Source organism: Streptomyces sp. NPDC059900 (assembly GCF_050270335.1).
Lineage (GTDB): Bacteria > Actinomycetota > Actinomycetes > Streptomycetales > Streptomycetaceae > Streptomyces.
On sequence record NZ_JBNNJZ010000157.1, the window covers coordinates 1 to 15,741 of the forward strand.

Below are 15,741 nucleotides of genomic sequence, written 5' to 3' on the forward strand. Positions count from 1 at the left end.
GACAGGCGCAGCAGGTCGTACATGCGGCGGTCGAGGTTGAAGCCCATCACGTACTCGATGTGCTGCCACGCGCCGATCATGGTCCTGCGGTTGCCGACCTTGGCGTTGCCCGCGACCGCGCCGACCCCGGGGTCGGCGAAGGGCTGCACCAGCTGGTGCACGGCGTCCGGTTCGAAGACGGTGTCTCCGTCCATCATCACGACGATGTCGTACCGGGCATGCCGTACGCCGTTGTTGAGCGCGGCGGGCTTGCCCGCGTTCTCCTGGCGCACGACGCGGACGTTCGGCAGCCCGAGCGATTCGGCGATCCCGGCAGTACCGTCCGTCGAGCCGTCGTCGACGACGATGATCTCGATGGGGTGGGTGCTGGCCGCCAGGGAGTTCAGGGTGCCCGCGATGCACTCCTTCTCGTTGTACGCGGGGACGATCACGCTCACCGGGCGGGTGACCGGCGGCCCCCAGGAGAAGCCGCGTCTGTTGCGCTGCCGGTGGTGGCGCCGGGCGAGGACCAGCATCATCCCGAACCTGCCGAGCACGGCGACCCCGACGACGGCGAGCCCGGTGGCGAGCCCCGGCACCACCCACTCGGCGACGGCGACGGCGGCGACGAGCGACCTGCCCTCCCAGAGGGTCGCGCCGGTGGCCTTGTGATGGGCGACCGGATGAGCGGTGGCCCCGCTGACCGTGGTGAACGTGTACCCCTTGGCCTTCATCTTCTTGATGTAGGTGCCGAGGGCCTCGAGCGTCTGGCTGCGGTCGCCGCCGGAGTCGTGGAAGAGGACCGACGCACCCTTCCCGTCCTTCGGGGTGGCCCACTTGATGATGTTCTCGACGCCCGGCTTCTGCCAGTCCTCGCTGTCGGTGTCGATGAAGACGCTGGTGTACCCCATCGAGCCGAGCTTCTTGTAGACCGACCAGGAGTAGTTGTCGATGGCGTCGGGCTTCGACGAGTACGGCGCGCGGAACAGCGTCGTCGTGATGCCCGCGGCACCCGCGAGCGCGAGCTGGGTCTGCTTCAGCTCACGCTCGACGCGGGCGGCGCTCTGGTAGGAGAGGTCCACGTGCGTGAACGTGTGGACCCCGACCTCGTTGCCCTGCGCCACCAGGCTCTGCACCACGTCCGGGTAGCGGGTGACCATCGAGCCGACCATGAAGAAGGTGCCGTCGACGTCGTTGTCCTCGAGCACCTTGAGGACCTGGGGCGTCCACTCGGGGTCCGGGCCGTCGTCGAAGGTGAGCGCGATGGTCTTGTCCGGCATGGCCGTGCTCTGCGCCTTGCCGCCGCGGAAGTCGAGTACCGGACCGCCGTCGAGGACCTTGTCCGGTACGTCGCTCGAACTCGCCCCGACGCGTACGCGCGAGTCGTCGCCGATCTCGGCACGCAGATACCCGTCGAGCAGCATCACGCTCGTGAGGGCGAGCAGGAGCAGCAGGGCGAGGATCACCCGCGGTTTCTGGAGTGCGGCGGCGCGGCGGCCCGCGCGCTCGATCCTGCTGGGGGTGGCGTGCCGCCGGCTGCGCGGCCCCACGGGAGGGGGTGTCGTCGTCTGGGTCATGAGTGTGTGGGGGATCCGGTCAGTTGGCGGGAGCGGAGGCGGATGCGCTCGGGGCGGCGGAGGGGTCCGCGCCTGCGGGCGGGGCGAGGGGTGCGCCGGACGGGGGTGTTCCGGTCGGCGGTGTGCCGGTCGGGGCCGTGCCGGTCGGGGCGCCCGCGGGCGCGGTCCCGCCCGGAGCTCCCGCGCCGCCGCCGTCGAAGGGCAGCAGTTCGGCGGGGCTGAGCGAGGTGCCCCAGCCCATGAAGGCCATGCCGAGCACGACCGCGTAGCCGAGGCAGGCGATGCCCGCGAGGACTCCGGCCCGGCGCAGCAGGCGCGCCCTGCGACCGGACGTGTCCACGAACACGGGCCCCGCTCCGGGGCCGTTGCCGCGCTTGCGGCGGCGGCCGCGACGCGGGGCGGCACGCTTTTCGACGGCAGGAACGGCAGATTCGGAATGCATTCGGGGATGCAATCAGGGCAATTTCGCAAAATTCTCTGAACGGCCTGTGCGGCGACCGTGAGAATGGCGCCAACCTGTCACTGAGCTGGGAGACTTGGCGGCCGTTCGTTCCCGCGCCGCATTCCGGGTACGTTGCGAAGGTCAGCCTTTACCGACCGAGTGAGCGAGTGAACGTGCGGAATATACGAGGCGTGCGGAATACCCGGCGCTTGCTGAAGCCGGCCGCCGGTCTCGTCTGTCTGGCCGCGCTGGTGTGCTCCGGGTGCTCGTCCGGGGACGGCACGTCCGACGACGGTTCGGCCCCGTCGAGCACGGCCTCCCCCTCGGCGACGTCCTCGACGTCACCGACGTCTCCGACGACCGAGGCGCCCGAAGCCACCACCGCGTTCGCCCCGTACGTCAGTGCCACGACCGCCGGGGACTCCGACACCTCCGGCACCCCGGCGGCGTACAACCTGGCCTTCGCCGTCGCGGACGGCGGCGACTGCACGCCCGTGTGGGGCGGGACCACGGACATCGACGACGCCGCGGTGGCGAAGCGGACGGCGAAGCTGAAGTCCTCGGGCGGCGCGCTCCGCGTCTCCTTCGGGGGCGCGGCGGGCAAGGAACTCGCGCTCGCCTGCGACAGCGCGTCCCAACTGGCCGACGCCTACGCGAAGGTCCTGGACGCCACCGGCGCGACCGAGGCCGACTTCGACATCGAGGGCGACGCGCTCACCGATTCCGCGTCGGTGGCCCGCCGCTCCGAGGCGATCGCGCTGCTCCAGAAGAAGCGCGACCTGAAGGCCACGTTCACGCTGCCGGTGATGCCGTCCGGTCTGGACGCGGACAGCGTGGCGCTGCTCGACTCCGCCAACGACCACGGCGCGCGGGTCGCGACCGTGAACATCATGGCGATGAACTACGGCACGTCCTTCGCCGGCGACATGGGCGACTACGCCATCACGTCGGCCACCAAGGCGCACGCACAGCTCAAGAAGGTCTTCGGCCTCTCGGACAGGAACGCGTGGCGGGGGCTCGCGATCACCGCGATGATCGGCGTGAACGACGTCAAGGGCGAGACGTTCACCCTCGCGGACGCGGCCCAACTCCGTTCGTACGCCGAGAAGAAGGGCGTCGCATGGCTGTCGATGTGGTCGACGTTCCGCGACAAGCAGTGCGGGGCGGGCACGTCGACGACGAAGGCGCAGAACTCGTGCAGCGGGGTGGAACAGAAGGCGGGGGCGTTCGCGGAGGCGCTGTCGGGCTGAGGATTCGCGGTAGCTCTTGAGCGCCGGGGGGCGACAGCGCCCCTTCAGGGGCGCGGGGAACTGCGCGATCAACCCCCACCGACCCGCGGCGAAACACAAACCGCCTACCGCCGCCGATACACCAACCGCCCGCCAAGCACGGTGGCAACACAAGTCGCCCCACCCCGCTCGACCAGCGCGGCCTCATCCGGAACATCAAAAGCGGCGAGATCGGCAGACCCCCCAACGACCAGCGGCCCGTGAACGGCCCCGGAAAGATCGCCCCCCTCGACAAAGGGGTCAAGGCCAGGCGCACCGGTCAGCGGCGGCGCGAGCCGCCACGCATCCGCCACCTCCCGCAGCCCCGCCCGCACGAGCGACTGCCGCACCCCGTCGGGAAAACCCCCGCCGACATGCGTCGTGCCGTGCGCCAGCATCCGCTGGAGCCCCCGCCGCACGCTCCCCGCCCAGCGGGCATCGTCCTCGCACTCGAAATCGGTGATCGGCTCGGTGCCGAGCTCATCGGCCTCGCGCGGATCGGGGTGGTAGACGCGGGTGAGGAGCCACCGGCCGTGCCACTGCCGGAGCCCCGGCGTGAGAACGCCGGGCCACTGCCGCACGCGTGCGCGCGGCGACTGCGCCACGACATCCTCGTACGGCCCGACGGCGGCGATCCGCCCCCCGTCGACGAGCACCGCCCCCTCGGGGACGGGCGCCGCGCCGACCGGCAGGACCAGCGGCGCGGCATGGATCGTCAGCACGGCAGCCTCAGTTCTCCGGAACCCCGGCCCTCAGTTGGAGGCGAGGAGCTTCAGCTCGGGGTGGGCCGTGCCGCCCTCGATCGCCGTGGACGAGATGTGCGAGGCGACGCGGTCGTCGGTCGGGTCGTTCGCCGGGTCGTCGTGCACGACGAGGTGCTCGTACGTCGTGGCGCGCTGGGCCGGTACGCGCTCAGCGGTGCGGATCATGTCGATCATGTCGCGCAGGTTGTTGCGGTGCTTGGCACCGGCGGAGGAGACGACGTTCTCCTCCAGCATCACGGAGCCGAGGTCGTCGGCGCCGTAGTGCAGGGTGAGCTGGCCGGCCTCCTTGCCGGTGGTCAGCCAGGAGCCCTGGATGTGGGCGACGTTGTCGAGGAAGATCCGCGAGATCGCGATCATGCGGATGTACTCGAAGATGCTGGCCTGCGTCCGGCCCTTGAGGTGGTTGTTCTCGGGCTGGTACGTGTACGGGATGAAGGCCCGGAAGCCCCCGGTCCGGTCCTGGAGGTCACGGATCATCCGCAGGTGCTCGATGCGCTCGGCGTTCGTCTCGCCCGTACCCATGAGCATCGTGGACGTCGACTCGACGCCGAGGTCGTGCGCGATCCCCATGATCTCAAGCCAGCGCTCGCCGCTCTCCTTGAGCGGGGCGATGGCCTTGCGCGGGCGGGCCGGCAGCAGCTCGGCGCCCGCACCGGCGAAGGAGTCGAGCCCGGCGGCGTGGATCCGCTGGATCGCCTCTTCGGCGGAAACCTTCGAGATGCGGGCCATGTGCTCGACCTCGGAGGCGCCGAGGGAGTGGATGACCAGCTGCGGGAAGTTCTTCTTGATCGCCGAGAAGTGCTCTTCGTAGTACTCGACGCCGAAGTCCGGGTGGTGCCCGCCCTGGAACATGACCTGCGTACCGCCGAGCTCGACGGTCTCGGCGCAGCGCCGCAGGATGTCGTCGAGGTCGCGCGTCCAGCCCTTCTTGGTGTCCTTGGGGGCGGCATAGAAGGCGCAGAACTTGCAGGCGGTCACACACACGTTGGTGTAGTTGATGTTCCGCTCGATGATGTACGTCGCGATGTGCTCGGTCCCGGCGTACCGGCGGCGGCGGATCGCGTCGGCGGCGGCGCCGAGCGCGTGCAGCGGGGCATCGCGGTAGAGGTCGAGCGCCTCTTCCTCACTGATCCGCCCGCCTGCGGCGGCACGGTCGAGCACGGACTGAAGGTCGGCCTTCTCGGTCACCGGGGCGTCCCTTTCGTAAGGGTTCTGGACGGACTGATTCAGCGTACGCCAGCCGTTTGCGCCGCCGGACGTCAGGCGGCGTACGCCCCGGCAAGCAGCCCCAGGAACGCCCCGCCGATCAGGAACGGCCCGAACGGGATGGCCGTCTTGCGCCCGGCGCGGCGGGCGATCACGAGCCCTCCCCCGTACAGCGCGGCGAGCAGGAACCCGGCGAAGGTGCCGAGCAACACCGCGCCCCACCCGTACCAGCCGAGGACGGCCCCCAGGCTCAGCGCCAGTTTCACGTCGCCGAAGCCCATGCCGTTCGGGCTGATGAGGAAGAGCACGAAGTACGCGGCGCCGAGCCCGAGCCCCCCGTACAGCGCGTGGATCCAGGACCCGGCGTGCTCGGGCAGCACCGCGGCACCCCCGAGGAGCACGAGCGCGGCCCCGGCGAGCGGCAGGGTAAGCACGTCGGGCAGCCGGTGCACCCCGAAGTCCACGACGGCGAGCAGCACCCCGAAGGGCGCGAGCAGCAGCCAGACCCCGAGCTCGGGCCGCGCGCCGGTGGCGGCGGCGAGGACGGCGCAGACGAGGCCGGTGGCCAGGGCGACGGTCGTGGTCCGGGGCCCGTAGCGGGTCCCGTCCTCCCGGCACCGCGCGAGCCCGACCCAGCCCCCTACGGGATGCCCGTCGGGACAGCCACCCCGCCACGCCTCTTCGGGCGCCACGGAGAGCCGGTAGACGGCACGCGGAACAAACAGCCCCGCGACGGCGCCCCAGAGGGCGCCGCCGAGGACCAGGATCAGCAACAAAACTGTCGTCTCCCCGTTGTGGGCAGGCGTTCCGCAGGGCGGAACGGGTGGGCACAACGCCAAAGCTGCCGGGTTCGGATGAAACGGGGCGTCAGCTCACCGCGGTAAGCCCACTACGCCAGGTAGGAAGCAACTCATCCAGCAGAGCCTCGGTCCGAGGCGGCACCCCGCGGGCCCCGCTGCGGGCAACGAGATCCGCGGCAACCTGCTGAAGCCGCGCAGGATCACCCACCGCATGCGTGCCCCGCAGCAACTCGTTCCAGAGCCGCTCGTCCCCCGGCGCGGAATTCAGCGAGGCGTTCAACGCCTCGATGGCCTTCTCCGCGCGCCCCTTCTCCAGGTGGAACTCGGAGAGGGCGAGCCCGATGTCCGCGACGAGCAGCGGCAGCTGCGCGTCCACGATCTCGTGCGTGAGCCACCCGTACCGCCCCTGCGGCCGGTCCGCGAGCAAGGGACCCCGCACGAGCACCAGAGCATCGGTGAGCATCCGCCCGCGTACGGCCCGGCTGTTGGCGCCGCGTCCCTGGGTCGCCTCGTGGTAGAGCGACCGCAGCACGTCCAGGTCGGAGACGACGGACTTGGCGAGCGTGAGCCGCCCGCTCTGGTCGGCCCGCAGCCGCGGCGACCCGTCGGGCTCGGTGCCGAGCCACTCCCGGAGCCGTTCGACGAGCGCGTCGCGTACGTCCTCGGTGACACCGCGCGGCCACAGCGCGGAGGAGAGCACCCGCGGGTGCACGCCCTCGCGGTGCAGCAGGAGCAGCGCGAGCGCCTCGTGCATCAGCGGGCTGCGGTCACCGTCCGGCGTGTCGAGGCCGATGATCTCGTACGTGCCGACGAGGCGCGCGTACACCGCGGGGCGCCCCTGCTCGGTGACGTCGACGAGGAACGGCGGAGTGGCGCCAGTACGACCGGAACCGGCGCCGCCCTCGCCCTCCCCCGGGTCGGCGTCCACGAAGAGTTCCACGACGGCACGCTGCTGGGCCTCGGGGAGCAACTGGGCCTCGAGTTCGAGGCCGAGCAGCGGCGCGAGCAGCTTGCCCTGCGCGGTGATCTCCATCTCCCAGGCGGCGCCCGGCAGGTCTCCGGACTCCGTACCGACGAGGTAGCCGATACCCAGGCGGCTGGCGTCGGCGGCAAGCTCGGCGAGCTTCACGGCGTCGTCGCCGGTGGGCTCGGCGGCGAGCAGCACCAGGTGCGGCGCCCAGCGGGTGTGCTGGGCAGGCCCCGTACGCCCGGTGAGGACCGAGTCATGCCCGGCGGCCCCGAGAGCCCCCCGCCGCTGCCGCGTCTCCGCCTCCATCGTCTCGATGAGCGCCTCGATGTCGTCGAGGTGCCGCAGCCGGTTGGGGGCGAGCGGCGTGAGGTCCTGCCCGAAGCCGACGAGGGTGATGGTCATGCGGTCGGACCAGCCGTTGGTGGCGAGCTCGGCGGCGACGGACGCGAAGACGGCGGCGCGGTCGGCCTCGGTCCCGCTCAGCGACACGACACCGGGCACGGCTTCGAGGTTGAGCAGCAGCCGCGAGTCGTCGAGCGTGCCGAGGCTGACGAGCCCCGGGTAGGGAGCGGCGGTGTCGACGTCCTCGTACTGCTCGGCGTCGGTGCGCGCCAGCATCCAGAACGTCTGGTCCTGCCCCAGCTGCCAGGGAGCGGGCGGCCGTCCGGCGGGCTGGGCGAGCTGGAGGTGCAGGTCGCCGTTGCTGAGCCAGGCGGCGTAGACGGTGGGCAGGGCCCGCGATTCCTCGGCGAGGGATGCGGCGAGCCCCCTCAGCGACAGATCGAGAAGCCGTACGCCTTCGGGGTCGGCGCCCACGAGCAGCGCGTCCTGCACGTCGGCCGCGTCCCCGGTCGGCGTGGGCGGCTCCATGCCGCGGCGTCCGCCGACGGCGCCCATGGCCGACTGCCACAGGGCGTGACGGCGACGGCGGCCGAGGGCACCGAGGAGACCGGCGGCCAGGAGAGGGGCCCCGATGAGCGCTTCGGGCAGCCCGAAGGAGAACCCTTCGGACTCGCTGCCGCTGCCGGCGACGGGAGCTTCCTGCTGTGCGCCGCTCTCCGTGGGCCGCTGCTCGGGGATGGTGATGTGCGCGGTGTCGCGGTCGACGGAGCCGCCGCCCTGCTGGCCGCCGCCCTGCTCCTTGGCGCCGCCGCCCTGCTGCCCGGACTTGGCGTAGTCGGAGATCTGCTCCTTCACGTCCTGCGAGACCTTGGGCGCCTCGTCGGGCATCTCGACGAGCTCGCCGCCGTGCGCGTCCGCGGGCATCTCCATGATCCAGCCGGGCCGGATGAGGCTGGCCTCGGAGAGGCGGGACCCGTCGGGCTGCTCACGGTCCTTGTTGAGCTGGTAGATCTCCTTGTAACGGCGGCCGTCTCCCAGGTGCCGCTCGGCGATCTCCCACATCGAATCGTGGTGACGCCCCTCGGGCGGCTGGATCCGGTAGTACTTGGTGTCCCCGTCCTTGGCGGTGCTGCTGCCCGCGTGCGCGGCGGCCTGCTCGGCCTGCTCGGCGACGGCACTGGCGGCGCTACCGGCCTGCTCCTGCCCGAAGAGACCTCCGGGGGTCTGCTGGGCGGAGGCGGCGGACGCGGGCTTCTGGTTCCCCTCCAGGGACTGCCCGAACTGCGAGAGCCCCGGCGCGAAGCTGGCGGCGGTGGCGCCCACCAGGAGCAGGGCGGCGACGAGTTGCCGGGCGAGGAGCTGGCTGCCGCCGGCGCCGGGCACGCGGCCCGGCATCCCCACTCCGGAGAGCGCGGCCTTGACCTCGACGAGCACACAGGCGGTGAACTGGGCCCAGGCGAGCCAGACGACGACGGTCAGTACGTTGATGAACGTCCCGACCGTGATTTCCTGCTGCAACCAGTCAAGGGAGGGCGCACCGCCCGGAAGTGGCCACCCCACGGTGAACGCGAGGGCTCCAGGCACGCCGAAGACGAGCACGGCCAACGCGACAAAGGCGAGGAACGCCTTGACGAAGTCCCCGGCCGTACGTCGACGCCGGGGCAGCGGCTGCGGCGTCCGATTCCGTGGAGCCGAAGGGCCGCCTGTCGAACTTGAAGTGGTGCGCGCCATGGCGGGTGTCCTGTTGTCCTCTGAGAGGGAGCGGATAGAGATCGGAGGCGATCAAGGGAGATCAGCTGAGCGTACTGAGGCGATGGTACGGAAGGGGCCGGAGGTCATACAGGGGCAGCGGCTTCCGGGGACGCCCGACAGACCTCACCGGTTGCCCGTTTACGCCCGAGTCGCACCGTAAGTCCAGCTCCCCTCGTGCGGTCGCCGACCACGAATGTCCGCTTGGGGCAGGCATTCGTCGCCACGCGTCACAGTTCCGGCACGGAATCGCTGCGCCCCCGTAGCACTTGGGAACAGTTCACTCCCGTTCGCTTCCGACACCGCACGGAACGCGAGAGTCTTCACAAGGCCCACCAGTACTGATAACCCACGCCTGATAGCTTCGTCCGGCTCCATTTTCTCCTGCACACATGCCGAACCCTGGGGGACTGCAATCGTGGCCCGTCGCACCATGCCCGTCGTCGCCACACTGATGGCCGGCGCGACCCTGCTGTTGACCTCGTGCGGAAGCGGCGGGGACGACGCTTCTCCGGACAAGATCGAGGGTGCGGGGGGCGGCTCGGAGAAGTCGAAGACTTCGGCTCCCGCGAAGCCCGGTGAGCCAGATCTCAGCCTGCCGAGTGACTTGAAGGTCGAGTTCGGATCCTCGAAGTCGTCCGACCCTCGGCAAGCAGCGGCCCAGGAGAACGCCGAGAACTACATCCGGGCCCTCAACCACGGGATCACCGCCCAGGACCCCAAGGACCCTGCCTACCAGTTCTATTCGCTGGGCAACGCCACCCGATATGCGCAGGAGCAGATCAAGTCGTGGGTGGACGACAAATGGACTGCCACCGGCACAGACACCTACTACCGCCCCAAGACCGACAAGGTCGGTACGGCCGGTGTGCTCGTCACCATGTGCCGCGATCAGAGCAAGTTCTACGGCAAGAACGTCGAGTCCAAGAAGATCAGGTACACAAAGCCCAGCCTCGACGACTACCAGGAGTTCCGTCTCCTCATGAAGGAGCCCAAGGGTTCGCAGAAGATCTGGAAGGTGTTGCAGATCGAGGTCGAGGGTCGAGTGAAGGAGTGCCGGCGATGACACCCTCACGACGTGCAGTGCGATGGTCCGCGGCATTGGCGGCGACAGCCGTGCTGTGGTCGGCCGGAACCGCCTACGCAGCCGGACCGGGGGATAACACCACCGAACCCCCGTCCAACGAGACGCCGAGCGGCAACGCCGACAAGAGCGGCACCCTGTCGGCCGGAGTCTCCTCGATTCAGCTCTCGTATCCGAGCGGCGGCAACGGTGGCGGCAAGAAGGGCAACCTCGCCCCGATCGACCCCAACTGGGAGCCGCCTGCCTGCTGGTACGAACCGGCGTTCACGTCCGCGGAGCTCAAGAAGTTCGTCGATACGGACGGCGGCGGCGACGTCGGAATCCACGAGTCGTGGTGGGGCAAGGGCCTGTGGACCGACCATTACCGCGACGGCAAACCAGCCGACAACTTCGACCTGCACGAAGACTCGAACAGCCAGGCCGACGGCTACAAGGACTACAACGAGGGCAAGGACGGCCGTTTCTGGCGAGGAGTGGCGCCTGACGACTCCGACCCCAAGTCCTGGGACTGCGGCCGCATCATGTTCTGGGTGGACGACGGCGAGATCCCGAACGATCCGAACGCCCCGACCCCGAAGATGCTCGCCGAGTACGCTTACGACAAGGTGAAGGTCCCCGATACCAAGGTGGAGCTGAAGCCCGAGGCCAAGTCGACGGTGAATCTGCCTACTTGGGCCTGGCTGGACAAGGGCACCTTCAAGGACGTCAAGGTCCGCGCGGAACTCCCGAACACGCCGCTCTGGGCAGAGACCACGGCAAAGCCGAAGAGCCTTCACCTGGAGCCGGGTACGGACGACGCGGAAACCTTCCCCGCATCCGGCGAATGCAAGATCAACGAGGACGGCAGCATCGGCACGCCCTACGCCAAGGGCAAGTCGAAGCAGGACCCGCCGTGCGGCATCAAATACCTCCGGGCGACCGACGGAAAGCCGTACCAGCTGAAGGCATCGATCACCTGGGAGATCTCCTGGGAAGGCACGGGCGGCGCAGGCGACACGATGCCCGACGGCACCTTCGAGACGACCCAGGACATGGACGTCCAGGAAGTCCAGTCGATCAACCGCTGACACACTGGCGCGGCCCTCGCGACTGTGCCCCGGCGCCGGATGCCGTCACCGATCCCGCCGGGGCCCGCAGCCCCACCAGCAGCACGAACGCAATGCCACGGACTTCGGCTATCGCTGCGGAGCCGCCACCCGTGGAGTAAATTCATGCGAACGTTTTATCGCAAGCGTTGCAGTTGTTTCGGGGGTACGGCATGGGGGGCAATCGTCCGGCGGATTGGCATGTCCTGGACCTGGACAAGGACCCGACGCCCGGTGACCCGGACCGGGTCCGCAACCTGGCGAAGAACCTGCACGACTTCGCCGACGACGTCTCCAAGGTCCTGCGGGACATCAAGGGGATGGCGGGCGAGGACGCCATCCTCACTTGGGCGGGCAAAACCGCGGAGTCGTTCACGGCGGAGTTCGAGGACGCGCCGGGCAAGCTGAAGAAGCTCAAGAAGAGCTACGAGATGGCCGGCGACGCCCTCTCCGCGTACTGGCCCGACCTCGAACGCTCCCAGGCCATGGCCGACAAGGCCCTCGCCCAGGGCCGCGAGGCGCAGACCAGTCTCAGCGCCGCCCAGTCCCGCCTGACCTCCGCCGACTCATGGGTGGACCGCGCGGGCAAGGAAGCCGACAAGTACAAGGACGACGACGGCAAGAAGGACGTGCCCAAGCCCGACCCCGACAAGGTCAAGGCCGCCACCCGCAACGCCAACTCCGCCGAGAAGGCCCAGACGGCCGCCAAGTCCGACGTCACCGCCGCGCAGAACAATCTGGACGCGGCGAAGAAGATGGCCGAGGACGCCCGGAAGATGCGCGAGGGCGCGGCGGGCACGGCGAAGAAGAAGCTCGAAGAGGCCTCCGACGCCGGGATCCAGAACCGCAAGTGGTGGGAGGAGGTCGGCGACTGGGTCACCGACAACTGGGACACCATCGTCGCCGTCTGCAAGGTCGTCGTCGCGGTTCTCGGTGTCATCGCGATGATCGTCGGCGGTCCGATTCTCGCCGCGATCGTCCTCGTCGCCGCACTCGTCGTCCTGGCCGACACCCTCCATAAATACGCGAATGGGGAAGCGGGCCTGCTCGACGTAGCCTTCGCCGCCCTGGACTGCATCCCCGGCATGAAGGCTCTCACCAGCCTCCGCGGCCTCGCCAAGGGCATGAAGGGCCTCAAGGCCGGAATGAAGGGCATGACCAAGGGGCTCGGCAAGGGCGGGCTGCGCAAAGGGGCCGACGACGTCGTCGCGAAGGGCAAGCCCGCCAAGGGCCGCTGCAAGAACGGCGACCCCATCGACATGATCTCCGGCGAGATGCTCATGGAGCACACCGACATCACCCTGCCGGGCCTGCTCCCGCTCGTGCTCCAGCGCACGCATCTGTCCACGTACCGCTGGGGCCAGTGGTACGGCGACTCATGGGCCTCGACGCTGGACGAGCGGGTCGAGATCGACGACGAAAGCCTGATCTACGCCACCGAGGACGGCCAGCTGCTGTCCTACCCGCGCCCCGAACCCGGCGGTGACCCCGTGCTGCCCGCCCACGGCCCCCGCTGGCCGCTGAGCATCGACGACGCGGGCACGGTCACGGCCGCCGACCCGCAGACGGGCCGTGTCCGCCACTTCTCCCTCCGGCCGGGCGCCGCTGCCGAAGACGGTCACGCGACCCTGCCCCTGCGAGCCATCACCGACCGCAACGGCAACCGCATCGACATCGACCACGACCCCACCGGCGCCCCCACGGCGATACGCCACACCGGCGGCTACCACCTGGAGGTGGACACCGACGACCACCGCGTCACCGCGCTGCGCCTGCTCGCCCCCGACAGCGACACCGACGCCAGCACCCCCGGCACGCTCGTGGCCGCGTACCGCTACGACGAGGCCGGCAATCTGGCCGAGGTCCACAACTCGGCCGGGCCGAGGCTGCGTCTGGACTACGACGACCGGGACCGCATCACGTCCTGGACCGACAGCAACGACACCTGGTACCGCTTCACCTACGACGACGAGGACCGCTGTGTCCGGGGCGAGAGCACCGCCGGTCATCTGTCCTGCACCATCGACTACCGCCCCGAGGAGCAGGAAACCCGCTACACCGACGCCCTCGGCCAGACCACGGTCTACCGCTACAACCACCTCCGCCAGCTCCTGTCCGAGACGGACCCCCTCGGCGGCTCCGTCCACTCCGAGTGGGACAGCTGGAACAACCTGCTCGCCCGCACCGACGAGCTGGGGCGCCGGACCGAGAACACCTGGGACGAGCACGGAAATCTGACCGCGATACGTTCTCCGGACGGCACGTGCGCCAGTGCGGTGTACAACGACCTCAACCTGCCGGTCGAGATCGTCGGCACGGACGGCACCATCCAGCGCCAGATCTGGGACGAATACGGCAACTGCACGAGCATGACCGACCACGACGACATGACCCACTACTTCACCCACCACGCCAACGGAGCCGTGTCCACCGTCACGGATCCCCTCGGCCACACCATCGAGCAACGCTGCGACGCGGCGGGCCTCCCACTGGAAGTCAGGGACCAGTTGGGCGCGGTGTCCCGCTATGACCGTGACGCCTTCGGTCGCGCGCGCACGATCGCGGACCCGACGGGCGCGATCACGCGGCTCGAGTGGACGGTGGAGGGCAAGCTGGCGCGGCGTACGGAACCGGACGGTTCGTCGGAGTCGTGGACGTACGACGCCGAGGGCAACTGCACCTCGCACACGGACGGGATGGGCGCGACCTCGACGTACGAGCACTCGTACTTCGACCTGATCGCGGCCCGCACGGACCCCGACGGCGCCCGCTACGAGTTCGACCACGACACCCAGCTGCAGCTTCGCAAGGTCACCAACCCGCTGGGACTGATCTGGACTTACGAATATGACGCGGCGGGCCGCTTGGTGGCGGAGACAGACTTCGACGACCGCACACTGACCTACACCCACGACGCGGCGGGCGATTTGGTGACCCGCACGACGGCCGCCGGCGACGAGATCGCCTTCGAGCGGGATGTGCTCGGCCGGATGGTCACGAAGAACGTGGGAGGCTCCGCGATCACGCGCTACGCCTACGACGCGGCAGGCGGCCTCACCGAGGCGGTGGGCCCGGACGTGACTCTGACCCTGGACTGGGACAGGTCCGGCCGTCTGCTCTCGGAGACGGTCAACGGCCGAACCCTGACCTATACCTACGACGCGCTGGGCCGCCGCACCGGCCGCACGACACCGTCCGGCGCGACGAGCACCTGGACATACGACGCGGCGGGCCATCGCACCGAACTGGCCGCTTCCGGCCGGAGGCTGGCGTTCACGCACGACGCGGCGGGCCGGGAACTCACCCGCACGGTCGGCGAGGCTCTGACCCTGACGAACGTGTACGACGCCACGGGCCGCCTCGCGACACAGGAACTGATGGGCTCGGCCGGCACGCGTATCCAGCACCGTGCGTATGCGTACCGCGCGGACGGCCATCTGACCGGCATGAAGGACCAGTTGGGCGGCGCGCGGCGCTTCGACCTGGACGCGGTCGGCCGCGTCACCGCGGTCCGCGCGGCGGGCTGGACGGAGACCTACGCCTACGACGAGGCGGGCAACCAGACCGACGCGTCCTGGCCGGCCTCCATGCCGGGCCAGGAGGCGACAGGTCCCCGTACCTACACCGGCACCCGCGTCACCACGGCGGGCGACGTCCGCTACGAGCGCGACACAGCGGGCCGCACCACCCTGCGCCGGAAGACCCGCCTGTCCCGCAAGCCCGACACCTGGCACTACGCATGGAACGCGGACGACTGTCTCACGTCCGTGGTGACCCCCGACGGCACAAGGTGGCGCTACCTCTACGACCCCCTGGGGCGCCGCGTGTCCAAACAGCGCATGACGGAACAGGGGGAGGGAGTGGCAGAACAGGTCGACTTCACCTGGGACGGCATGACCCTGTGCGAACAGACGAGCCACACCCCGGGCGCACCGGAATCGGTGACCCTGACCTGGGACCACATCGGCCTGCGCCCGCTGGCCCAGACAGAGCGCAAGCACCTCACCGACGAAGAGGTGGACGCCCGCTTCTACGCCGTCGTCACCGACCTCGTCGGCACACCGACCGAGCTCCTCGACGAACAGGGCGACATCGCCTGGCGGGCCAGGACCACCCTCTGGGGCAGCACGGTCTGGAACCGCGGCGCCACCGCCTACACACCGCTGCGTTTCCCGGGCCAGTACTACGACCCCGAGACGGAGCTGCACTACAACTTCTTCCGGCACTACGACCCCGAGACCGCCCGCTACCTCACCTCGGACCCGATCGGTCTGAACGGTGGTTTCGCGCCGCACAGTTACGTTCCCAACCCGTTCATGGGGATCGACCCACTGGGCCTCTCCCTCCTGGACGTCAGCAAGCACGGCGTGAACATCGTCGTGCACGAGTACGACGTCGACTGGCCGGCGCACGCCCACGTCACCGGTGGTGGGGGCCGCGAGGTCAGGATCGGGCCGAACGGCAAACCCATCAAG

The 15,741-nt window shown here is 69.8% G+C and carries 10 protein-coding genes; 4 read left to right on the top strand and 6 right to left on the bottom strand.

Annotated features, from left to right (window positions below; all coding sequences use genetic code 11):
- Both ACQKIP_RS21255 and ACQKIP_RS21260 read right to left on the bottom strand, forming a co-directional pair.
- Positions 1 to 1,556: glycosyltransferase (locus tag ACQKIP_RS21255; RefSeq protein ID WP_427743772.1), on the bottom strand; the 1,556-nt coding region annotated here is incomplete at its 3' end.
- Positions 1,557 to 1,575: 19 nt separating this feature from the next.
- Positions 1,576 to 1,998 (bottom strand): hypothetical protein, encoded by a 423-nt coding sequence (locus tag ACQKIP_RS21260; protein WP_365863038.1) that lies wholly within the window; start codon positions 1,996 to 1,998, stop codon positions 1,576 to 1,578.
- Between the two features lie 209 nt (positions 1,999 to 2,207).
- Here ACQKIP_RS21260 and ACQKIP_RS21265 point away from each other — a divergent pair, with 209 nt between their 5' ends.
- A complete protein-coding gene (locus ACQKIP_RS21265) occupies positions 2,208 to 3,248 on the top strand; it encodes a chitinase (protein WP_365863037.1) in 1,041 nt (346 codons plus the stop codon).
- 104 nt (positions 3,249 to 3,352) lie between these two features.
- Here ACQKIP_RS21265 and ACQKIP_RS21270 read toward each other — a convergent pair whose 3' ends face one another.
- From ACQKIP_RS21270 to ACQKIP_RS21285, 4 genes are all read right to left on the bottom strand, one after another.
- Positions 3,353 to 3,988 carry an amidohydrolase family protein gene (locus tag ACQKIP_RS21270; protein WP_365863035.1) on the bottom strand — a complete coding sequence of 212 codons (636 nt, stop codon included), beginning with the start codon at positions 3,986 to 3,988 and terminating at the stop codon, positions 3,353 to 3,355.
- Between the two features lie 30 nt (positions 3,989 to 4,018).
- Complete coding sequence (gene mqnC, locus ACQKIP_RS21275; RefSeq protein WP_361393080.1) at positions 4,019 to 5,218, bottom strand: cyclic dehypoxanthinyl futalosine synthase; 1,200 nt, start codon at positions 5,216 to 5,218, stop codon at positions 4,019 to 4,021.
- Positions 5,219 to 5,289: 71 nt separating this feature from the next.
- Positions 5,290 to 6,012 (bottom strand): prepilin peptidase, encoded by a 723-nt coding sequence (locus ACQKIP_RS21280; protein WP_365863034.1) that lies wholly within the window; start codon positions 6,010 to 6,012, stop codon positions 5,290 to 5,292.
- Positions 6,013 to 6,103: 91 nt separating this feature from the next.
- Complete coding sequence (locus tag ACQKIP_RS21285) at positions 6,104 to 9,079, bottom strand: BTAD domain-containing putative transcriptional regulator (RefSeq protein ID WP_365863032.1); 2,976 nt, start codon at positions 9,077 to 9,079, stop codon at positions 6,104 to 6,106.
- A gap of 436 nt (positions 9,080 to 9,515) precedes the next feature.
- Here ACQKIP_RS21285 and ACQKIP_RS21290 point away from each other — a divergent pair, with 436 nt between their 5' ends.
- From ACQKIP_RS21290 to ACQKIP_RS21300, 3 genes are all read left to right on the top strand, one after another.
- Positions 9,516 to 10,163, top strand: coding sequence for a hypothetical protein (locus tag ACQKIP_RS21290; RefSeq protein ID WP_365863030.1), 648 nt, complete (start codon positions 9,516 to 9,518; stop codon positions 10,161 to 10,163).
- Positions 10,160 to 11,248 carry a hypothetical protein gene (locus ACQKIP_RS21295; RefSeq protein WP_365863028.1) on the top strand — a complete coding sequence of 363 codons (1,089 nt, stop codon included), beginning with the start codon at positions 10,160 to 10,162 and terminating at the stop codon, positions 11,246 to 11,248. The genes ACQKIP_RS21290 and ACQKIP_RS21295 overlap by 4 nt, the downstream gene beginning before the upstream one ends.
- 191 nt (positions 11,249 to 11,439) lie before the next feature.
- Positions 11,440 to 15,741 (top strand): DUF6531 domain-containing protein (locus ACQKIP_RS21300; RefSeq protein WP_427743776.1); only part of this gene is annotated, 4,302 nt, incomplete at its 3' end.